Here is a 20,144-nt window from a genome sequence, read left to right as displayed (position 1 = left end):
CGGACGGGCCCCGGCGGAGGCGGCCGGGTGGCGCGGCGGGGGGCCCGGCGGGGCGCGGTGGCGGTGGCGGCGGCCGGTGCGCTGCTGCTGGCCGCGGGGTGCACCTCGCAGGAGGGCATGGAGAGTTCGGCGGGCCAGGGCGCGCGTTCCCCCGCGCACTCCCCCAGTGCCTCTCCCTCCCCCGACGCGTCGGCTTCGCCGTCGCCCTCCGTCTCGCGCACCCCGGCGGGCCTGCCGCCGGCCAAGGGCGCGGTCGAGCTGGTGTCCACGGTCACCGAGGGGCTGAACTCCCCGTGGGGGCTGGCCGCGCTGCCCGGCGGCGACCTCCTGGTCGGCTCCCGCGACAAGGGGACGATCACCCGTGTCGACGCCGAGAGCGGCGAGAAGAAGCTCATCGGCGCGGTGCCCGGAGTCGCGCCGGAGGGCGAGGGCGGGCTGCTCGGCATCGCCGTCTCCCCCGACTTCGGCTCGGACCATCTGGTGTACGCGTACTTCACCACCGCGTCCGACAACCGCATCGCCCGCATGATCTACGACGAGAACGCCTCCACGCCGGGGCAGTCGCTCGGCGCCCCGGACACGATCCTGCGGGGCATCCCCAAGGGCGCGATCCACAACGGCGGCCGGATCGCCTTCGGCCCGGACGGCATGCTGTACGCGGGCACCGGCGAGACGGGCGACGGCGACCGCGCCCGGGACGAGGACTCGCTGGCCGGGAAGATCCTGCGGATGACGCCGGACGGGGAGCCGCTGCACGGCAATCCGAAGGCCGACTCCGTGGTGTATTCGTACGGGCACCGCAATGTGCAGGGGCTCGCCTGGGACGCGGACAAGCGGCTGTGGGCCTCCGAGTTCGGCCAGGACACCTGGGACGAGCTGAACCTCATCGAGCCGGGCGGCGACTACGGCTGGCCGGACGCCGAGGGCGTGGCGCACGAGAAGGGCTTCCACGACCCGGTCGCCCAGTGGAAGACCTCCGAGGCGTCGCCGAGCGGCCTCGCGTACGTCAAGGGCTCCCTGTGGATGGCCGGGCTGCGGGGCGAGCGGCTGTGGCGGATTCCGCTGTCCCGCGAGGGCGGCGCCGCGCAGGAGCCGCTGGCCGCCCCGCAGGCGTTCCTGAAGGGCGAGTACGGTCGGCTGCGCACGGTCCTGGCGGCGGGCGGCGACCGGATGTGGCTGGTCACCAGCGAGACGGACGGCCGGGGCTCCCCGAAGCCCGGCGACGACCGCATCCTGCTGCTCCGGGTGCGCTAGCTGTATTGCCCTGCCCGGTGAGGCGCCCCGGCCGGCGCTCTGCCCGGCCGGGGCGCCTCACCGGGACTCCGGTGCCGGGTAGAGGCGCAGCCGGTGGGCCAGGGCGGCGGCCTCGCCGCGGCCGGCGACGCCCAGCTTGGCCAGGATGTTGGAGACGTGCACGCTCGCGGTCTTGGGCGAGATGTACAGCTCCTCGGCGATGCGGCGGTTGGTGAGCCCGGCGGCCACCAGCCGGTGCACGTCCTGCTCGCGCGGGGTGAGCCCGAAGGACTCCACGGCGGCGGTCGCCTTGTCTGCCGTGGCCTTGTCGGCGGGGGCTCCTTCGGCGCATGCCCGCGTGCCGGTGAGGGCGATGCGGGCCCGGCCGGCCAGCAGCTCGATGGTCTCGGTGAGCGGGCGGGCCCCCAGCCGTACGGCGGTGGTGTGCGCCTCGCGCAGCAGCCGGGTGGCGGTGGCCCGGTCCCCGGAGGCGGTGAGCAGGGCCTCCGCCCAGCGGTGGTGGATCTGCGCCAGCTCGTACGGGCGTCGCAGCGGGGCGAACGCTTGGGCGGCCTCCTCCCAGTGGCCGGGGGTGTCGGTGCCCTCGGCCCTGGCCAGTTCGGCGTCGATCAGCGGCACATGGGCGGCCCAGACGGGGACGAGGGTGGGCAGCCGCTTGAGCTGGGCGCGGACGAGGTCGAGGACGGCGGGGAGGCCCGGTTCGGTGGCGGGCAGTCCCCGGGCGTCGGCCTCGGCCGCCGCGACGGCGTGCAGCATGGGGAAGGCGTAGCGCTGGGTGCCGGTCGGGAAGCCCTCGGCGGCCTGGGCCTCGAAGGCGGCGCGCGCCTCGGTGAGCCGGCCCCGCTGCACGGCGAGCTGGATGGCGTGCCGCACGGGGTTGATGAAGTGCTGGGGCTGGGGGTCGCTGGAGCCGAAGCAGCGCCGGGTCAGGGCGAGTTGCCGTTCGGCCTCGGCGAGGTCGCCGCGGACCAGGGCCATCTCGGTGCGGCGGGCGGCGACCAGGCCCTGGGACTTGCGGGAGAGGGACTTGCGGGCGGCGGCTTCGGTGGTGGCGACGGCCTCGTCCCAGCGGCCCAGCGAGAACAGCGACATGGCCTGGTTGGTGCGGACCCACGCCTCCATGTCCGCGACGCCGTGCTCGTGGCAGATGCGGATGCCGTGGTCGGCGGCGGCGACGGCCTCCGGGGAGCGGCCCATCGCCTCCAGGGTGGAGGGCAGGTTGATGCCGGCCCGGCCCATGATGTCGATGAGGCCCAGCTCGTCGGCCCGGTCGCGGACGGCGTACATCTCGGCGATGCCCTCGTCGACGGCGCCGGCGTCCGCGTTGAGCCAGCCGCGGGTGAGCCGGGCGTGCAGTTCGATGTACTCGTCGCCGACCAGCTGGGCGTACTCCACGGCCCGCTCGGCGGCGGCCAGGGTGTCGGCGCCGGGGCGGTGCAGGGCGCCCCAGCCGGCCACCATCATCAGCACGTCCGCGTGCACCGCCGACGGCGGCAGGCCCCGGACCAGGCGTTCGGCGGTGGCCAGCTCCTCCCAGCCGTCGCCGCGGGTGAGGTCCTGGACGAGGCGGGAGCGCTGCACCCAGAACCAGGCGGCGCGCAGGGAGTCGTCCTCGCCGGCCAGGATGCGCAGCGCCTTCTTGCAGATGGCGAAGGCCCGTTCGCGCTCGCCGCCGAGGCGGGCGGCGACGGTGGCCTCGGCCATCAGGTCGAGATAGCGCAGCGGGGAGGTGTCGTCGCGGCCGCAGGTGGGGTAGACCTCGGCGTAGTCGATGGGGCGCAGGGTGCGGCGCACGGCGCACGGCGCGTCGTCCCACAGCTCCAGCGCCCGTTCGAGCAGGCGCAGTTGTTCGGCGTAGGCGTTGCGGCGGCGGGCCTCGACGGATGCCTTGAGGACGGCGGGCAGCGCCTTGGCCGGGTCGTGCGCCCCGTACCAGTAGCTGGCGAGCCGGGTGGCGCGCTCGCTCTCGCCGACGAGGGCCGGGTCGGCCTCCAGTGCCTCGGCGTAGCGGCGGTTGAGGCGGGAGCGTTCGCCGGGGAGCAGGTCGTCGCTGACGGCCTCGCGGACCAGGGAGTGGCGGAAGCGGTAGCCGTCGCCGTCGGGCGTGGTGAGCAGCAGGTTGGCGCCGACGGCGGTGCGCAGGGCCTCGATGAGGTCGTCCTCGGCGAGGCCGGCGACGGCGGCGAGCAGTTCGTACTCGACGGCGGAGCCGCCCTCGGCGACGATCCTGGCGACCTTCTGGGCGTCGTCGGAGAGGGTTTCGACGCGGACGAGAAGGAGGTCGCGCAGCGAGTCGGGCAGTCCGTCGCCGTCCCCGTCGCCGCACTCCAGGATGCAGGCCAGTTCCTCGACGAAGAAGGCGTTGCCGTCGGAGCGCTGGAATATCTCGTCCACCAGGGCGGGGTCGGGGGTGTCGGCGAGGATGCCGGCGAGCTGGCGGCGCACCTCGGAGCGGGTGAACCGGGCGAGTTCGATGCGGCGGACGGTGCGCAGCCGGTCGATCTCGGCGAGGAGGGGGCGCAGCGGGTGGCGGCGGTGGATGTCGTCGGCGCGGTAGGTGCCGACGACGACGAGGCGGCCGCCGCGCAGGGTGCGGAAGAGGTAGGCGAGGAGGTGGCGGGTGGAGGAGTCCGCCCAGTGCAGGTCCTCCAGGACGAGCACCACGGCCCGGTCGGCGGAGATGCGCTCCAGCAGCCGGACGGTGAGTTCGAAGAGGCGGGCGGTGCCGTGCTCGTCGGAGCCGTCGCGGCCGGCTTCGCCGAGTTCGGGCAGCAGCCGGGCCAGTTCGCCCTCCTGGCCGGCGCAGGCGGCGGCCATCTCGTCGGGCAGGGCGCGGCGCAGGGCGCGCAGGGCGGTGGAGAAGGGGGCGTAGGGCAGGCCGTCGGCGCCGATCTCGACGCAGCCGCCGACGGCGACGACGGCGTCCCGGCGGGCGGCGACGGCGAGGAACTCCTCGACGAGGCGGGTCTTGCCGACTCCGGCCTCGCCGCCGATGAGCAGGGCCTGCGGTTCACCGCAGAACCCCCCGGCGGCGCCGGAGGGTTCGGTGGTGGCGCGGGTGAGCGCGCCGGTGAGCGAGTTGAGTTCGCCGGTGCGGCCGACGAACACGGGGCTGACTGACCTGGTCTCCACGCCGCCGAGCATCGCACACGGGTCCGACAGTGCGGGCGGAATGTGCCGGGGACCACGCGGCCCCCGGCTCCGGTTCACCGCCGCCCCCTACGCGGCGGGCGTGAACCGGTCCCGTACGCCGCCGCTGCTCACCGTCCTTCCGGGTTCCTGGCGTCCGCTGCGGCGGGCGAAGCGGCGGGAGCGGCGGGCCTCATCGGCGAGGCGCCGGAGGTCGGCGCGGCGCAGCAGTTCGGCGTGCAGGATCTTGTGGAGTTCGAACTCGTACATGGTGGTGTCCCCCTGGGTGACGGGCCCTTCGGGCCTCGGTGGCGGCGGTTCCTCCGCCGTGCCACCACTCTCGTTCCCCAGGGGGGTGCGCCGCATCGGGCGTCTTCCGCATCTGTGCCGCAGGGGGGCCTTAGACGCGGCGGCGTACCACCGCAGGGGCCCGGTGAAACCACCCGGAGATGCCTTAGACGCTCTCGCGGACCGCCCCGGCCGGCTCGTCCGCGTACGTACCCCGGCCCGGTGCCGGTACGGGGGCCACCGGGTGGTCGGGCGGTTCGACGGACAGACGGGGCAGCCGGCGGTCCAGCCAGCGGGGCAGCCACCAGTTGGCGCCGCCCAGCAGGTGCATCAGGGCCGGGACGAGCAGGGTGCGCAGGACGAAGGCGTCCAGGGCGACGGCCGCCGCCAGGGCGATGCCGAACATCGCGATGACCCGGTCGCCGCTGAGGACGAAGGCGAGGAACACCGAGATCATGATGACGGCGGCGGAGTTGATCACCCGGCTGGTCTCGGCGAGGCCAACCCGGACCGCGCGCCGGTTGTCCCGGGTCTCCAGCCACTCCTCGTACATCCGGCCGACCAGGAAGACCTGGTAGTCCATGGAGAGGCCGAAGAGCACCGAGACCATGATCACCGGGAGGAAGGGTTCGATGGGGCCCGCGCTGCCCAGCCCGAGCAGTTCGCTGCCCCAGCCCCACTGGAAGATCGCGACGACGACGCCGAAGGACGCGGCGACCGCCGCGATGTTCATGGCCGCCGCCTTGAGCGGGATGCCGATGGACCGGAAGGCCAGCAGCAGGAGCAGGCAGCCGAGTCCGACGACGACGCCGACGAACAGCGGCAGCTTGCCGATGACGACCTGGGCGAAGTCGTCGTAGCTGGCGGTGACCCCGCCGACGTGGGTCTCCAGCGAGGTGTTGTCGGCCGCCTTCGGCAGGATGTCGGCGCGCAGCCGTTCGACCAGGTCGCTGGTGTCGCGGGACTGCGGGGACGAGTCGGGGACGACGGTGACGAAGGCGGTGTCGCCGGCGGCGTTGTAGGTGACCGGGTCGACCCGCGCCACCCCGTCGACGGCGCGCAGGGTGGCGGGCAGGGCGTCCATCGCGAGCCGGTCGTCGGCGCCGTCCAGGTGGGCGGCGACGGTGAGCGGTCCGTTGACGCCGGGGCCGAAGCCGTCGGCGAGCAGGTCGTACGCCTGCCGGGTGGTGCTGGACTCCGCGTTGTTGCCCTGGTCGGAGGTGCCGAGGTGGAGCGAGAAGGTGGGCAGCGCGAGGGCCAGCATCACGACGGCGGCCAGCGAGCCGAGCAGCTTGGGGTGCCGTTCGACGAAGGCGGACCAGCGGGCGGCGAAGCCGGTGGGTGATTCGGGCTGCGGCCCGTGCGCGGCCAGCCGGGCGCGCTCGCGCCGGCTGAGCGCGCGCAGGCCGATGAGCGACAGCAGGGCCGGCAGCAGGGTCACCGAGGCGGCCACGGTCAGCACGACGGTCAGCGAGGCGGCGATGGCGACGCCGTTGAGGAAGCTGAGCCGCAGGATCAGCATGCCGAGCAGCGCGATGCAGACGGTGGCGCCGGCGAAGACGACGGCCCGGCCGGTCGTGGCCACCGCGTGCTGCGCGGCCTCGGGCACGGTCATGCCGCGCCGCAGTCCTCTGCGGTGCCGGGTGACGATGAACAGGGCGTAGTCGATGCCGACGCCGAGGCCGATGAGCATGCCGAGCATGGGCGCGAAGTCGGCGACGGTCATCAGATGGCCGAGCAGCACGATGCCCGCGTACGCCGTGCCGACCGAGACGAGCGCGGTGGCGATGGGCAGCATGCTGGCGGCGAGGGAGCCGAAGGCGACGAAGAGCACGACGGCCGCGACGGCGACCCCGATGATCTCGCTGAGGTGGGCGGCCGGGGCTTCGGTGAGCGCGACGGCCGAACCGCCCAGTTCGACGCGCAGATGCGGGCTCTCGGCCGCCTTCGCGGTGTCCACGACCGCCTGCGCCTGGGCCACCGGCACGTCGTCGGCGCGCTGGTCGAAGGTGACGGTGGCGTACGCGGTGTGCCCGTCGGCGCTGATCTGCGCGGCGCCGGTCTCCGTATAGGGCCCGGCCACCGCCCCGACGCCGGGCAGCCGTTCGACGGCGTGCAGGGTGCGGGTCATCTTCTGCTCGACGTCGGTGGCCCGGACCGTGGAGTCCTCGGTGTGCCAGACGATGGTGTCCGTGTCGCCGCCGAGGTCGGTGAAGCCGCTCTTGAGCAGTTCGGCGGCGCGGCCCGACTCGGTGCCCGGCGCCTCGTAGTCGTTGGAGTACGCGGACCCCGCGAACCCGGCCGCGGCGGCCGTGCCCCCGAGGGCGAGCAGCCAGATCAGTACGGCGATGAGGCGGTGCGTGACGCACCAGCGGGCGATGGCAGCCAAGAGGACACGCTCCCTGCGGGTTCGTGGTCTTCCCGGCGACCGGCACTGCCGCCCGCGGGAGAACGCATGACCTGAGACCGCCACTCTCGCAGCCATTCGAGATCATTTGCCCGTTTCGTGGGGAGGGTCACAGCGGGCAGATCCACCTATGGACGACATAAGTACGCCCATGCGAAGGGGCGGTGGGCCCGGTTCGCGACCGGACCCATCGCCCCTTCGGCGTACGAGAAGGGCTCAGCCCTCGACGCCCAGCTTCTGAAGGATCAGCTCGCGGACGCGGGCCGCGTCGGCCTGGCCGCGAGTCGCCTTCATGACCGCGCCGACCAGCGCACCGGCCGCCGCGACCTTGCCGCCGCGGATCTTGTCCGCGATGGCCGCGTTGCCCGCGATGGCCTCGTCCACTGCGGTGGACAGGGCGCCCTCGTCGGAGACGACCTTGAGGCCGCGCTTCTCGACGACGGTGTCCGGGTCGCCCTCGCCGGCGAGCACACCCTCCAGGACCTGGCGGGCGAGCTTGTCGTTGAGGTCGCCCGCGGCGACCAGCTCGGCGACCCGGGCGACCTGCGCCGGGGTGACGGGCAGCTCGTCGAGGCCGCGGCCGGTCTCGTTGGCGTTGCGGGCCAGCTCGCCCATCCACCACTTGCGGGCCTGGTCCGCAGGGGCGCCCGCCTCGATCGTGGCCACGATCAGCTCGACCGCGCCCGCGTTGAGGATGGACTGCATGTCGTGTTCGGAGACGCCCCACTGCTCCTTGAGCCGGGCGCGGCGGACGCGCGGCAGCTCGGGGAGCCCCTTGCGCAGCTCCTCGACCCACTCGCGGGCCGGGGCGACCGGCACCAGGTCCGGCTCGGGGAAGTAGCGGTAGTCCTCGGCGTTGTCCTTGATGCGGCCGGCCGTGGTGGAGCCGTCCTCCTCGTGGAAGTGCCGGGTCTCCTGCACGACGGTGCCGCCGGAGTTCAGCACCGCGGCGTGGCGCTGGATCTCGAAGCGGGCGGCGCGCTCGACGGAACGCAGCGAGTTGACGTTCTTCGTCTCGGAGCGCGTACCGAAGGTCTCGGTGCCGTGCGGGCGCAGCGACAGGTTGACGTCGCAGCGCATCTGGCCCATCTCCATGCGGGCCTCGGAGACGCCGAGCGCCTTGATGAGCTCGCGCAGCTCGGCGACGTACGCCTTGGCGACCTCGGGGGCGCGTGCGCCCGCTCCCTCGATCGGCTTGGTGACGATCTCGATGAGCGGGATGCCCGCGCGGTTGTAGTCGAGCAGGGAGTGGGACGCGCCGTGGATACGGCCGGTGGCGCCGCCGACGTGCGTCGACTTGCCGGTGTCCTCCTCCATGTGGGCGCGTTCGATCTGCACCCGGAAGATCTCGCCGTCCTCCAGCTGGACGTCCAGATAGCCGTTGAAGGCGATCGGCTCGTCGTACTGGGAGGTCTGGAAGTTCTTCGGCATGTCCGGATAGAAGTAGTTCTTCCGGGCGAAGCGGCACCACTCGGCGATCTCGCAGTTCAGCGCGAGGCCGATCTTGATCGCGGACTCGACGCCGATCGCGTTGACGACCGGCAGCGCGCCGGGCAGGCCGAGGCAGACCGGGCAGGTCTGCGAGTTGGCGTCCTGCTTCAGCTCGGTGGAGCAGCCGCAGAACATCTTCGTCTTGGTGCCGAGCTCCACATGGACCTCAAGGCCCATGACGGGGTCGTACGTCGCGAGGGCGTCCTCGTACGACTCCAGGTCGATGACAGTCACGGAAAACTTTCCCTCTCAGCCCAGCAGTACGTCGTCGTCGCCGAGACGCTTCAGTTCGCGATAGAGGATCGCGAGGCCGGTCACGATGGCGGCCGCGGACACGGCGGCGTCGATGAGCCGCAGCGTGTCGTTGTCCTCGCGTGCGAGCCTCGCCTGCTTGGCGACGCCGAGCGCACCGAACGCGGTGCTGCCCATCGACACGTACAGCCCGGTCTTCGACTTCTTGAAGTTCTTGGCTTTCTTGGCCATGGCACTCATAGCGACGGAGCCTCCTCGAGCAGCGGGTGACCCCACCTTTCCACGAAGGCGGCCTCGACGGCGGCTCCGACCTTGTAGAGCCGGTCGTCCTTCATGGCGGGCGCGATGATCTGCAGCCCGACCGGGAGGCCGTCCTCCGGGGCCAGGCCGCAGGGCAGCGACATGGCGGAGTTGCCGGCCAGGTTGGTCGGGATGGTGCACAGGTCGGCCAGGTACATCGCCATCGGGTCGTCGGCGCGCTCACCGATCGGGAAGGCGGTGGTGGGCGTGGTCGGCGAGACGATCACGTCCACCTGCTCGAACGCCTGCTCGAACTCGCGGGTGATCAGCGTACGGACCTTCTGCGCGGAGCCGTAGTACGCGTCGTAGTAGCCGGAGCTGAGCGCGTACGTACCGAGGATGATGCGGCGCTTGACCTCGTCGCCGAAGCCGGCCTCGCGGGTGAGCGCGGTGACCTCCTCGGCGGACTTCGTGCCGTCGTCCCCGACGCGCAGGCCGTAGCGCATGGCGTCGAACCGGGCGAGGTTCGAGGAGCACTCGGACGGCGCGATCAGGTAGTACGCCGAAAGGGCGAGGTCGAAGCTGGGGCAGTCCAGTTCGACCACGGTGGCGCCGAGCGATTCGAGCAGCTCGACGGCCTCGTTGAAGCGCTGGACGACACCGGCCTGGTAGCCCTCGCCGGAGAACTGCTTGACGACGCCGACGCGCATGCCCCGTACGGAGCCGTTGCGCGCGGCCTCGACCACGGGCGGGACCGGCGCGTCGATCGACGTGGAGTCCATCGGGTCGTGGCCGGCGATCGCCTCGTGCAGCAGGGCGGCGTCCAGGACGGTGCGGGCGCAGGGCCCGCCCTGGTCCAGGGAGGACGAGAAGGCGACCATGCCGTAGCGGGAGACCCCGCCGTAGGTGGGCTTGACGCCGACCGTGCCGGTGACGGCGGCGGGCTGGCGGATGGAGCCGCCGGTGTCCGTGCCGATGGCGAGCGGGGCCTCGAAGGCGGCCAGGGCGGCCGAGGAGCCGCCACCGGAGCCGCCGGGGATGCGGGTGAGGTCCCAGGGGTTGCCGGTGGGGCCGTAGGCGCTGTTCTCGGTGGAGGACCCCATGGCGAACTCGTCCATGTTGGTCTTGCCGAGGATGACCACGTCGGCGGCCTTCAGCTTCCGCGTGAGCGTCGCGTCGTACGGCGGCACCCAACCCTTGAGGATCTTGGAGCCGACGGTGGTCGGCATGTCCTTCGTGGTGAAGATGTCCTTGAGCGCGAGCGGGACGCCGGCCAGCGGGCCCAGCTTCTCGCCGGCCGCCTTCTTGGCGTCCACGGCGCGGGCCTGGGCGAGCGCGCCCTCGCGGTCGACGTGCAGGAAGGCGTGCACCTTCTCGTCGACGGCCTCGATCCTGGCGAGGTGGGCCTCGGTGACCTCGACGGCGGTGAGCTCGCCGGAGGCGATGCCCGCGGCGATCTCGGCCGCGGTGAGCTTGATGATGCTGCTGATGTCCGTCATGGCTGTCAGTCCTCCCCCAGGATCTGCGGCACCTTGAAACGCTGCTGCTCCTGGGCCGGGGCGCCGGAGAGCGCCTGCTCGGGGGTGAGAGACGGACGGACGACGTCCGCCCGCATGACGTTCGTCAGCGGCAGCGGGTGGGAGGTCGGCGGTACGTCTTGGTCGGCGACCTCGGAGACGCGGGCGACCGCGCCGATGATGTCGTCGAGCTGACCGGCGAAGTGATCGAGCTCTTCGCCCTTCAGCTCCAGACGCGCCAGCCGGGCGAGGTGGGCGACCTCCTCGCGCGTGATGCCAGGCATGCAGCGATCCTCAAGGGTTGGTGTGTGGTTGGCCGGGGGCCGGCGGCACATTTCCACCGTCCGTCCGAAGGACGGGCCGCGCGGCGTCTGGCGCGTGCGCTCGCAAGGCGCCGAAGCGCCCTCGTGGCGGAGCCACTCGGGCGTTTCGGCAACGCGGCGAGCGTGCGTGCCAGGCGTCGCGCGGCAGGTGGAAATGTGCCGCCGGCCCCCAATCCTATGGGGTCGGCCACACCACCGGCGGCCACCCGTGGGAAGGGGTGGTTACGTGGTTGCCGGGCGGGGGCCCGATGTGCGGCCGGAGGGGCGCTGTTCCAGCTCGGCCGCCGGGGCCGGGGCCTTCACGGCGGAGGCCGCCGCGGCTGCCGCCGCCGCTGCCGCGGCCAGCTCGGCCGGGCGGCGCCAGCCGTGCTCGCCGCGCGCCCGCAGCCAGGCCGTCATCTCCTGCGGCGGCATCGCGGCGGCCACCAGCCAGCCCTGCACCGCGTCGCACCGCAGGTCCCGCAGCCGTTCCCAGGTCTCGTCGTCCTCGACGCCCTCCGCCACGACGAGCAGGCCCAGCGAGTGGGCCAGGTCGATGGTGCAGCGGACGATCTCCGCGTCCTCCTGGTCGATGGCGAGCCGGGCCACGAAGGACCGGTCGATCTTCAGCTCGCTGACGGGCAGCCGGCGCAGATGGACCAGCGAGGAGTAGCCGGTGCCGAAGTCGTCGAGGGACATCTTCACGCCGTGCCCGGTCAGCCCGGCGAGGGTGTCCGCCGCGCGCTGCGGGTCCTCCAGGAGCACGTGCTCCGTTATCTCCAGCTGGAGCGCGCCGGCCGGGACGCCGTGCCGGGCGAGCCGGGCCGCGACGCCGCCGGCGAACCCGGGGGTGTGCACGTCGCGCGGGGAGACGTTGACCGCGACGGGCACGAAGAGGCCCTGCGCCCGCCACCGGGCGACCTGGGCGAGCGCCGTCTCCAGGACGTACTCCGTGAGGTGCGGCATCAGCCCGGAGGACTCGGCGATCGCGATGAACTCGTCCGGGGGGACCCGGCCGCGCTCCGGGTGCACCCAGCGCACCAGCGCCTCAAGACCGGCGACCTGGCCGTCGAAGCGGACCTTGGGCTGGTAGTGCAGCTCCACCTCGCCGGCGTCCAGCGCGCGGCGCAGGTCGCCGAGGAGGCCCAGCCGGTCCGGGGTGTTGCTGTCGCGCTTGGACTCGTACACCTCGACGCCGGTGCGGTCCCGCTTGGCCTGGTACATCGCGACGTCGGCCCGGCGCAGCAGGCCCTCCGCGTCCAGCGCGTGGTCCGGGAAGACGGCGAGGCCGGCGCTGGCCTCCAGGACCAGGGTCAGCCCGTCCAGGTCCAGCGGGGACGACAGCTCGGCGACGAGGTGCCGGGCGACGCGCTGGGCGCTGGTGGTGGAGTCCGCCGTGGGCAGCAGGACCGCGAACTCGTCGCCGCCGAGCCTGGCCGTCTCCGCGCCGCGCGGCAGGGCGAGCCGCAGCCGCTCCGCGATCTGGAGGAGCAGCCGGTCGCCGGCGAGGTGGCCGAGGGTGTCGTTGACCGCGCGGAAGCGGTCGAGGTCGATCAGGACCAGGCCGACCCGGTGGCCGGCGTTCTCCGCCTCCTCCAGCGCCGTCCAGGTGCGCTCCAGCAGCCACTGGCGGTTGGGCAGCCCGGTGAGCGGGTCCTTGAGCTGTTCCTCGGCGCGGGCACGGGCGATCCAGAGCGTGGAGTCGAGCGCGATCAGCGGGACCGCGAACAGCGGCAGCAGGACCGGCCGGGCCATCGCGACGACGCAGATCAGCGGGGCGATGCCGAGCAGGGCGACCGCGACGAGCCCCTGGCGGAGCATGGCGGTGCGGGCGACGGTGGGCAGGCCGCTGCCCGGCTGGGCGCGCGAGTACCACAGCAGGACGCGGGTGACGACCAGGTAGGTGGTGGCGGCGAGGAGGAGTTCCGGAACGGCGTCGATCCCCCAGTCGAGTGGCCGCCAGGGGGTCTCGACGGACTGCACCTCGCCGAACGCGGCGAGTACCAGGGCCGCCGCGCCCACCCCGAGGATGTCCACCGCGCCGTGCAGCAGCCCCTGCCACCAGCGGTGCCGGCGGGCAACGCCGACGAGGACGACCACGACGAGGCTGACCAGTCCGGCGGGCACCCAGCCGTAGAGCAGCAGCACGGCCAGGGTGAGGGCGGCGCCGGAGCCGGTGCCGCCCCACCAGCGGTCCCGGCCGAGGGCGACCAGATGGCCGACGACGATGCCGGTGAGGACGGCGAGCGACCAGCCGGCCCGGCCGTCCGGGAAGAGGGCGCGGCCCTCGCTGAGGGCACGGTAGAAGCCGGTCGCGAGCTGGACCGCGGCGAGGGCCACGACGACGGCGCCCACCTGGGGCGCCGGCCCCACGAAACCTTGCAGCCGCGTCACCGGTGCGGCGCTCTCGGTCGGTTTCATTCCGTCCCTCTCACAGCCGGCGATGCCGATGTCACCCGATGTCTGTGTTCCGTGCCACGACGCGCTCCGGGCCCCGCCCGGTGGCCGGGTCCGAGGGCGCATCTGACCACAGTAGGCCGCGGAAGGCTGCTACGGGCAGCGGTCTACCGCTCTTGCCCGAATGCGAACCGACTGTCCGTCAGCATCTGCTATGCGCCGATCGGGTGACCCGGACGGTGTGTCGGCGGGCTGTCAGGCCCCGGGTGTGCCCGCGTCGCCCGCCGTCTCGTCGGGGGCGGGCTCCCCGGCGGGGACGGCCGCTTCGCGGGCGGCGTCCGGACCCCGGTCGAGCAGGACGGCGAAGCCGGTCTCGTCCAGAACCGGAACCTTGAGCTGAACCGCTTTGTCGTACTTCGATCCGGGGTTGTCGCCGACGACCACGAAGGAGGTCTTCTTGGAAACGGAACCGGTGACCTTGGCTCCCCGGCTCTGCAGCGCCTCTTTCGCGCCATCCCTGGTGTGCCCGGTCAGGGTGCCCGTGACCACGACGGTCAGTCCTTCGAGGGGCCGGGGTCCCTCGTCCTCGCCGGCCCTCTCGTCCTCCATCCGGACTCCGGCCTCGCGCCATTTGCGGATGATCTCGCGGTGCCAGTCCTCGGCGAACCACTCCTTGACGGAGGCGGCGATGATGGGCCCGACCCCGTCGGCGTCGACCAGCTCCTGTTCGGTGGCTTCCTCGATGCGGTCGATGGACGGGAACTGGCGGGCCAGCTCGCGGGCGGCGACCGGGCCGACGTGGCGGATGGAGAGTCCGGTCAGGACGCGGGCCAGCGGGGCCTGCTTGGCCGCGGCGATGGTGTCCAGCATGGCGAGGGCGTTCTTCCTGGGCTCGCCCTGCTGGTTGGCGAAGACGCGGGCGATCTTCTCCTCGCCGGTCTTCGGGTCGCGCCGGGGCAGCCCGCTGTCCGGGTCCAGGACGTAGGCGCGGATCGGCAGCAGCTCGTCCATGGTCAGGCCGAAGAGGTCGCCCTCGTCCCGCATCGGGGGCCGGTCGGGCTCCAGCGGCGCGGTCAGCGCGGCGGCGGCGACATAGCCGAAGTGGTCGATGTCCAGGCACTTGCGGCCGGCGAGGTAGGCGACGCGCTCGCGCAACTGGGCGGGGCAGGAGCGGGCGTTGGGGCAGCGGACGTCGACGTCCGCCTCCTTCATGGGCTTCAGTTCCGTGCCGCACTCGGGGCAGTGGGTCGGCATGACGAACGCCGTCTCGGTGCCGTCGCGGAGGTCGGCGACCGGGCCGAGGATCTCCGGGATGACGTCACCGGCCTTGCGGAGCACCACCGTGTCCCCGATGAGGACGCCCTTGGCCTTGACCACGTTCTGGTTGTGCAGGGTGGCGAACTCGACCTCGGAGCCGGCCACCACGACCGGTTCGACCTGGGCGTACGGGGTGACACGGCCGGTGCGGCCGACGCCGACGCGGATGTTGACGAGCTTGGTGTTGACCTCCTCCGGCGGGTACTTCCAGGCGATGGCCCAGCGCGGCGCGCGGGAGGTGGAGCCGAGCCGGCCCTGGAGCGGGATCTCGTCCAGCTTGACGACGACGCCGTCGATCTCGTGCTCCACGGAGTGCCGGTGCTCGCCGAAGTACGCGATGAACTCCCGTACGCCCGCGAGGGAGTCGACCACCTTGTTGTACTTGGCGGTGGGCAGCCCCCACTCGCGCAGCAGTTCGTAGGCGTGCGAGAGGCAGTCGATGTCGAAGCCCTCTCGGGCGCCGATGCCGTGCACCACCATGTGCAGCGGGCGGGTGGCGGTGACCTTGGGGTCCTTCTGGCGCAGTGAACCTGCGGCGGCGTTACGGGGGTTGGCGAAGGGCTTCTCGTCGGCGGCGACCAGCCGGGCGTTCAGCTCCTCGAACCCCTCCATCGGGAAGAAGACCTCGCCGCGCACCTCGACCAGCGGCGGGACGCGGTCGCCGGTCAGCCGGTGCGGGATGTCCGCGATGGTGCGGATGTTGGGGGTGATGTCCTCGCCGGTCCGGCCGTCGCCCCGGGTCGCGGCGCGGGTCAGCACACCGTTCTCGTACGTGAGGTTGACGGCGAGTCCGTCGATCTTCAGCTCGCACAGGAAGTGGTAGCCGGGCGAGCCGACGTCCCGTGCGACGCGCTCGGCCCAGGCGGCCAGCTCCTCGTCGTCGAAGGCGTTGTCCAGCGAGAGCATCGGCTCGCGGTGCTCGACGGAGGTGAACTCCGTGCGGTACGGACCGGCGACCTTCTGGCTCGGGGAGTCCGGGGTGCGCAGCTCGGGGTGGCTGTCCTCCAGGGCCTCCAGCTCCCGCATCAGCCGGTCGAACTCGGCGTCGCTGACGACCGGCTGGTCGTTGACGTAGTACCGGAAGCGGTGCTCCTCGATCTGTTCCGCGAGGAGCTTGTGCCGCTCCCGCGCCTCCGCCGGCACCGCGCTCTGCCCAGCGTCCTGCCCGGTGGTCCGCTCTTCGCCGGCCATCGTCCCGTCCTCCCGTTACCCAGCGCCCGTCACTCAGGGTTGTCCGCGAGCGATCTCGCGGCCCGGCCGCAATGGGCGAGCGCGGCCCGCGCGTACGCCGGCGACGCACCCGCGAGTCCGCACGCGGGGGTGATCGTCACGGACTCGATGAGAGTCCCCGGATTCAGCCCCAGCCTGCGCCACAGCGTCCTGACACCCATGACGCTACCGCCCGGATCGGACAATCGGCCCGAGGCCGGGTCGGTGCCGGGCAGCACGCCGAAGAACATGTGGGTGCCCGACTCGACGGCTTCCCCGATCGCCTCCTCCTCACGTTCGGTGAGAAGGGAGAGGTCGAGGGAGATGCCGTCGACGCCGGCCCGGCGCAGCAGCGCGAAGGGCACCTCGGGCGCGCAGGTGTGCACCAGGGTGGCGGTGTCGCCGGCCGCGCCGAGCACCTCGCGCAGGGTGGCCTCCACGATCTGGCGGTCCACGGCCCGGTGGGTACGGTAGCCGCTCGCGGTCCTGACCCGGCCGCGCAGTACGGCGGTGAGGGAGGGTTCGTCGAGCTGGAGGGCGAGGCGGGCGCCGGGCACCCGGCGGCGCACCTCGGCGAGGTGGCCGCGCAGCCCCTCGGCGAGCGAGTCCGCCAGGTCGCGGCAGGCGCCGGGGTCGCCGAGGAACGCCTCGCCGCCCCGGCGTTCCAGGGCGGCGGCCAGCGTCCAGGGGCCCACGGCCTGGACCTTGAGCGGGCCCTCGTAGCCCTGGGTGAACTCCTCCAGGGCGTCCAGGTCCTCGCCCAGCCAGGACCTGGCCCGGCGGGTGTCGCGGCCGGGCCGGTCGCTGACGCGCCAGCCGCTGGGTTCGACGTGCCCGTACAGCTCGGCGAGCAGTCCGACCGTCCGGCCGATCATGTCGGCGCCGGGGCCGCGCGCCGGGAGTTCCGCCAGGTACGGCATGCCCTCGCCGTCGCCGAAGGAGCCGGTGACGGTCTTGGCCGCCTCCCGCGCGTCGCCTCCGGGCATCGAACCGATCCCGGTGGCCGGGCACTTCCTGAACACGGTGTTCTCGCTCACGCGGGAAGCCTACGGGCGCGGCGGCGGCCCGGCGGACAGGGGCCCGGCGGGCGGGGGCTCAGCGGCCGGGGCGCACGGTGAGGTCGTTGACCTCGGCGTCGCGGGGCAGGTCGAGCGCCATCAGGAGGGTGGTGGCGACGGACTCGGGGTCGATCCAGCGGGCGGCGTCGTACTCCTTGCCCTCCTGCCGGTGGACCTTCTCCTGCATGGGGCTCGCGGTGCGGCCGGGGTAGACGGTGGTGACGCGGACGCCGGCGGCGTGCTCCTCCTGGCGCAGCGAGTCGGCGAGCGCCTTGAGGCCGTGCTTGCCGGCGGCGTACGCGCTCCAGCCGGGGCTCGCGGAGAGCCCGGCGCCGGAGTTGACGAAGACGACGTGGCCCTGGGCGACGCGCAGCTGGGGCAGCACCAGGCGGGTCACCTCGGCGGGGGCGACGAGGTTGGCGTCGAGCTGGATGCGCCAGGCCCTGGGGGTCAGCTCGCCGACCGGGCCGAGTTCGACGACGCCCGCGATGTGCAGCAGCGAGTCGAGCCGGTCGGGCATGGTCTGCTGGGCGAAGGCCCAGGAGAGCCGCTCGGGGTTGGACAGGTCGCCGACGAGGGTGCGGGCGCCGGGGTACAGGGCGGCCAGTTCCCTGGCGCGGCCCGCGTCACGGGCCAGCAGCACGAGGTCGTCCCCGCGTTCGGCCAGGCGCCGGGCGACGGCGGCGCCGATGCCGGAGCCGGCACCGGTGATGAGGTGAGTGGACATGGCCCCATCGTCGCACCCGCCGCCCGGGAGCCCGCCCCCGCTGCCCGGGAGCCTGCCTCCGCCGCCCGGGGGCCCGCACCTCACTGGATGCCGGCCGACTCCTCCAGGTGGGCGAGGGCGCCGACGCCGTCCTCGGCGAAGAAGACCAGCTCGGTGAGCGGGAGCGGCAGGAAGCCCTCCTCCTCCATGCGCCGGAACTGCTCGCGCAGGCCGTCGTAGAAGCCGGCGGTGTTGAGCAGGACGACGGGCTTGGTGTGCTTGCCGTGCTTCTTGAGCTCCAGGATCTCGGTGGCCTCGTCGAGCGTCCCGGTGCCGCCGACCATGATCACGATCGCGTCGGACTTGGCGAGCAGCAGGGCCTTGCGCTCGGCGAGGTCGCGGGCGATGACCATCTCGTCGGCGTTCGTGCGCGCCTTGGCGGCCAGGAAGTCCACCGAGACGCCGACGAGCCTGCCGCCCGCCCCCTGGACGCCGTCGGCGACGACCTTCATCAGGCCGCTCTCCGAGCCGCCCCAGACCAGGGTGTGCCCACCGCGCCCGAGCAGTTCGGCGAATTCGCGGGCGGGCACGGTGTAGCGGTCGTCGAGGTCGGCGGCGGAGAGGAAGACGCAGATGTTCATGGCTGCCACGGTAGAGCCCGCCCTCCTCGCCCCGGCGGCCGGGGAAGGGATTCCGGAGAACTTTCCGCCGGGACCGATGAGTTCGGGGCGGCCCGGCAGTCCACCCCCTCATGGACACGATTCTCTCCAGCGACGGCACCCCGATCGCATACCGGCGCCGGGGCGAGGGGCCGCCCGTCGTCCTGGTGGGCGGGGCCCTGAGCACGGCCGGGACCGACGAGCCGCTCGCCCGGCTGCTCGCGCCGCACTTCGAGGTCGTCACGTACGACCGGCGCGGCCGGGGCGGCAGCGGGGACGGCGGGCCCTACGCGGTGGAGCGCGAGATCGAGGACCTGGCCGCGGTGGCCGCCGCGGCGGGCGGCCGGCCGGCGGTCTTCGGTTCCGGGGCGGGCGGGGCGCTGGTCCTGGAGGCGGCGGCGGCCGGGCTGCCGGCGGACCGGCTGGCGGTGTACGAGCCGCCGTACGCGCCGGGGCCGGCCGGGCTGCTGTTCCGGGCCGACTGCGCGGCCCGGCTGGACCGGCTGCTGGCGGGCGGGGACCGGGCCGGGGCGGTGGAGCTGTTCCTCACGGTCTCCGGGGTCCCGGCCGCGACGGTCGCCAGGATGCGGCGGGCGCCGCTGTGGCGGAACCTGGAGTCCGTGGCGCACACACTGGCGTACGACGACGCGCTGCTGGGCGACGGCTCGGTACCGGCCGACCGGCTGGCGGCGGTCGGGGCGCGGACCCTGGTGGTCTGCGGCGGCTTCAGCCCGGCCACCGCGCGGTCGGCGACCCTGCTGCTCGCGCGGGCGTTGCCGCGCGGCCGTCACCGCACCCTGACGGGCCAGACCGGCGAGCCGGCCCCGCAGGCGGTGGCCCCGGTGCTGGCGGATTTCTTCGGCCGGGACGCGTACGCCCGCCAGGCGTCCTGAGCGGTCCGCGCCGGGCGGACCGGGGGCCGTGAAGGCGCCCCGCGCGGCCACGCCCGTACTGGGGTCGGGCGTAGCCGCGCGGGGCTTTCGTATGTCAGGCGGTCGCCGCGCGCTCCCGGCGCACCGTCGTCGCGATCGTCGCGGAGCCGACCACGCGGGTGCCGTCGTACAGGACGACCGCCTGGCCGGGGGCCACGCCCCGGACCCGTGCGAGCACCAGATGGACCCCGACTTCGCCGAACCGTCGAACTGTCGCCTTCATCGTGGACGAACCGCTCCACGCCAAAGATGAGACGTCTCGTCAGTGAACCAGCGTTCCAGCTTGTCTACACCCGGTAGCGCGAGCCTGACCTCTCGACGGAACGCGGCCCCATGTCCGGTAGCTCGCAGGTGGCACAGCTCATGAACCAGAACCAAATCGACCAGCGCGGGGGGCAGCTGCATCAATGCCCAGTGGATCGAGACAGACCCGTCCCGTTCGAGAGCGCCCCAGCGGCGGCCGAGATCTCGAGCCACGACCGGACGGGACGCCACCCCTATGCGCGACGCGAGGGAAGGCAGCCGCGCCGACAGCCAGCGATCTCCGCACGCCATGTACCACTCGGTGATCTGGAGCGCTTCCTCTCGCGTCGTCTCCAGCCGTGGCGACTCCAGCCAGCCCCGGTGGAGCCGCACCCGCTGAGCCTCCCTCGAAGAGCCTGAAGAATCAGAAGAGACAACCCTCAGCCGATGGCGCCTTCCGAGGTAGCTGAAGCTGGTGCCGCCGATCAGGTCCTTGACCAGCTCAGCAGGGCGCTCCTGCCTCCGCCGGACCTCACGGGCCAACCGCGGCAGCCTCGACCGTACGGCGGCAGCGACGGCAGTAGGATCGGCATCCGCCGGCACGGCGAACAACACACCACCGTCGGGCGTCACCTCGATGCCCAGAGTGCGCCGCCGAGGCCGCACGACGACCTCCCACAGCCACTCACCAGGGACGGGCAGGGCCGCGATCGCCTGCTGGACAGATGCGCTCACCCGACATT

At 73.2% G+C, this 20,144-nt stretch carries 15 protein-coding genes and 1 pseudogene; 2 read left to right on the top strand and 14 right to left on the bottom strand.

Annotation, left to right across the window (positions count from 1 at the left end; genetic code table 11):
- Positions 1 to 57 precede the first annotated feature (57 nt).
- Positions 58 to 1,254: a PQQ-dependent sugar dehydrogenase gene (locus DNK56_RS26905; protein ID WP_111339632.1), complete on the top strand. Its 1,197-nt coding sequence runs from the start codon at positions 58 to 60 to the stop codon at positions 1,252 to 1,254.
- A 57-nt stretch (positions 1,255 to 1,311) separates the two neighbouring features.
- On the opposite strand, the gene DNK56_RS26900 is transcribed toward DNK56_RS26905, so the two are convergent.
- The 12 genes from DNK56_RS26900 to DNK56_RS26845 all read right to left on the bottom strand — a co-directional run bounded on the left by DNK56_RS26900 (position 1,312) and on the right by DNK56_RS26845 (position 18,208).
- A complete protein-coding gene (locus tag DNK56_RS26900; protein WP_199563611.1) occupies positions 1,312 to 4,398 on the bottom strand; it encodes a helix-turn-helix transcriptional regulator in 3,087 nt (1,028 codons plus the stop codon).
- Between the two features lie 75 nt (positions 4,399 to 4,473).
- A complete protein-coding gene (locus DNK56_RS26895) occupies positions 4,474 to 4,749 on the bottom strand; it encodes a hypothetical protein (RefSeq protein WP_241990097.1) in 276 nt (91 codons plus the stop codon).
- 88 nt (positions 4,750 to 4,837) lie between these two features.
- Positions 4,838 to 7,060, bottom strand: a complete 2,223-nt coding sequence (locus DNK56_RS26890; protein ID WP_111338387.1) for an MMPL family transporter — start codon at positions 7,058 to 7,060, stop codon at positions 4,838 to 4,840.
- Positions 7,061 to 7,294: 234 nt separating this feature from the next.
- Positions 7,295 to 8,803 (bottom strand): Asp-tRNA(Asn)/Glu-tRNA(Gln) amidotransferase subunit GatB, encoded by a 1,509-nt coding sequence (gene gatB, locus DNK56_RS26885; protein ID WP_111338386.1) that lies wholly within the window; start codon positions 8,801 to 8,803, stop codon positions 7,295 to 7,297.
- A gap of 15 nt (positions 8,804 to 8,818) precedes the next feature.
- Positions 8,819 to 9,061 carry a hypothetical protein gene (locus tag DNK56_RS26880; protein ID WP_111338385.1) on the bottom strand — a complete coding sequence of 81 codons (243 nt, stop codon included), beginning with the start codon at positions 9,059 to 9,061 and terminating at the stop codon, positions 8,819 to 8,821.
- On the bottom strand, positions 9,058 to 10,560 hold the full coding sequence (gene gatA / locus DNK56_RS26875) for an Asp-tRNA(Asn)/Glu-tRNA(Gln) amidotransferase subunit GatA (RefSeq protein ID WP_111338384.1): 1,503 nt from the start codon (positions 10,558 to 10,560) through the stop codon (positions 9,058 to 9,060). Before gatA ends, DNK56_RS26880 begins: the two co-directional genes overlap by 4 nt.
- Positions 10,561 to 10,565: 5 nt before the next feature.
- Positions 10,566 to 10,862, bottom strand: coding sequence for an Asp-tRNA(Asn)/Glu-tRNA(Gln) amidotransferase subunit GatC (gene gatC, locus DNK56_RS26870; protein ID WP_018102521.1), 297 nt, complete (start codon positions 10,860 to 10,862; stop codon positions 10,566 to 10,568).
- A gap of 261 nt (positions 10,863 to 11,123) precedes the next feature.
- Entirely contained in the window at positions 11,124 to 13,301 is a 2,178-nt protein-coding gene (locus DNK56_RS26865) for a putative bifunctional diguanylate cyclase/phosphodiesterase (protein WP_111338383.1), read from the bottom strand.
- Between the two features lie 231 nt (positions 13,302 to 13,532).
- Positions 13,533 to 15,785, bottom strand: coding sequence for an NAD-dependent DNA ligase LigA (ligA, locus tag DNK56_RS26860; RefSeq protein WP_111338382.1), 2,253 nt, complete (start codon positions 15,783 to 15,785; stop codon positions 13,533 to 13,535).
- Positions 15,786 to 15,814: 29 nt separating this feature from the next.
- Positions 15,815 to 16,840 carry a methionine synthase gene (locus tag DNK56_RS26855; RefSeq protein WP_111338381.1) on the bottom strand — a complete coding sequence of 342 codons (1,026 nt, stop codon included), beginning with the start codon at positions 16,838 to 16,840 and terminating at the stop codon, positions 15,815 to 15,817.
- A 58-nt stretch (positions 16,841 to 16,898) separates the two neighbouring features.
- The gene (locus tag DNK56_RS26850; protein ID WP_111338380.1) at positions 16,899 to 17,588 is read right to left on the bottom strand and encodes an SDR family oxidoreductase; all 690 of its coding nucleotides are present in this window, start codon (positions 17,586 to 17,588) and stop codon (positions 16,899 to 16,901) included.
- Positions 17,589 to 17,668: 80 nt separating this feature from the next.
- Complete coding sequence (locus DNK56_RS26845; protein ID WP_111338379.1) at positions 17,669 to 18,208, bottom strand: LOG family protein; 540 nt, start codon at positions 18,206 to 18,208, stop codon at positions 17,669 to 17,671.
- 110 nt (positions 18,209 to 18,318) lie between these two features.
- Between DNK56_RS26845 and DNK56_RS26840 the strand changes: the two genes are divergently transcribed.
- Entirely contained in the window at positions 18,319 to 19,119 is an 801-nt protein-coding gene (locus tag DNK56_RS26840; RefSeq protein WP_111338378.1) for an alpha/beta fold hydrolase, read from the top strand.
- A gap of 94 nt (positions 19,120 to 19,213) precedes the next feature.
- Here the strand turns inward: DNK56_RS26840 and DNK56_RS26835 are convergent.
- A pseudogene (locus DNK56_RS26835) lies at positions 19,214 to 19,324 on the bottom strand (aminomethyltransferase beta-barrel domain-containing protein); the annotation flags it as partial.
- Between the two features lie 53 nt (positions 19,325 to 19,377).
- Positions 19,378 to 20,136 (bottom strand): M48 family metallopeptidase, encoded by a 759-nt coding sequence (locus tag DNK56_RS26830; protein WP_111338377.1) that lies wholly within the window; start codon positions 20,134 to 20,136, stop codon positions 19,378 to 19,380.
- Positions 20,137 to 20,144 lie beyond the last annotated feature (8 nt).

This window comes from Streptomyces sp. AC1-42W, from assembly GCF_003248355.1.
Taxonomy (GTDB): Bacteria; Actinomycetota; Actinomycetes; order Streptomycetales; family Streptomycetaceae; genus Streptomyces.
Note: the sequence above shows the minus strand (reverse complement) of the source record. Positions and strands in the feature narration are given on the sequence as shown.

Excerpts from the sequence above, each read along its gene's own strand:
- DNK56_RS26900 (WP_199563611.1), bottom strand. The coding sequence starts at position 4,398 with ATGCTCGGCGGCGTGGAGACCAGGTCAGTCAGCCCCGTGTTCGTCGGC.
- DNK56_RS26895 (WP_241990097.1), bottom strand. The coding sequence starts at position 4,749 with ATGCGGCGCACCCCCCTGGGGAACGAGAGTGGTGGCACGGCGGAGGAA.
- DNK56_RS26880 (WP_111338385.1), bottom strand. The coding sequence starts at position 9,061 with ATGAGTGCCATGGCCAAGAAAGCCAAGAACTTCAAGAAGTCGAAGACC.
- gatA (WP_111338384.1), bottom strand. The coding sequence starts at position 10,560 with ATGACGGACATCAGCAGCATCATCAAGCTCACCGCGGCCGAGATCGCC.
- gatC (WP_018102521.1), bottom strand. The coding sequence starts at position 10,862 with ATGCCTGGCATCACGCGCGAGGAGGTCGCCCACCTCGCCCGGCTGGCG.
- DNK56_RS26865 (WP_111338383.1), bottom strand. The coding sequence starts at position 13,301 with ATGAAACCGACCGAGAGCGCCGCACCGGTGACGCGGCTGCAAGGTTTC.
- ligA (WP_111338382.1), bottom strand. The coding sequence starts at position 15,785 with ATGGCCGGCGAAGAGCGGACCACCGGGCAGGACGCTGGGCAGAGCGCG.
- DNK56_RS26850 (WP_111338380.1), bottom strand. The coding sequence starts at position 17,588 with ATGTCCACTCACCTCATCACCGGTGCCGGCTCCGGCATCGGCGCCGCC.
- DNK56_RS26845 (WP_111338379.1), bottom strand. The coding sequence starts at position 18,208 with ATGAACATCTGCGTCTTCCTCTCCGCCGCCGACCTCGACGACCGCTAC.
- DNK56_RS26840 (WP_111338378.1), top strand. The coding sequence starts at position 18,319 with ATGGACACGATTCTCTCCAGCGACGGCACCCCGATCGCATACCGGCGC.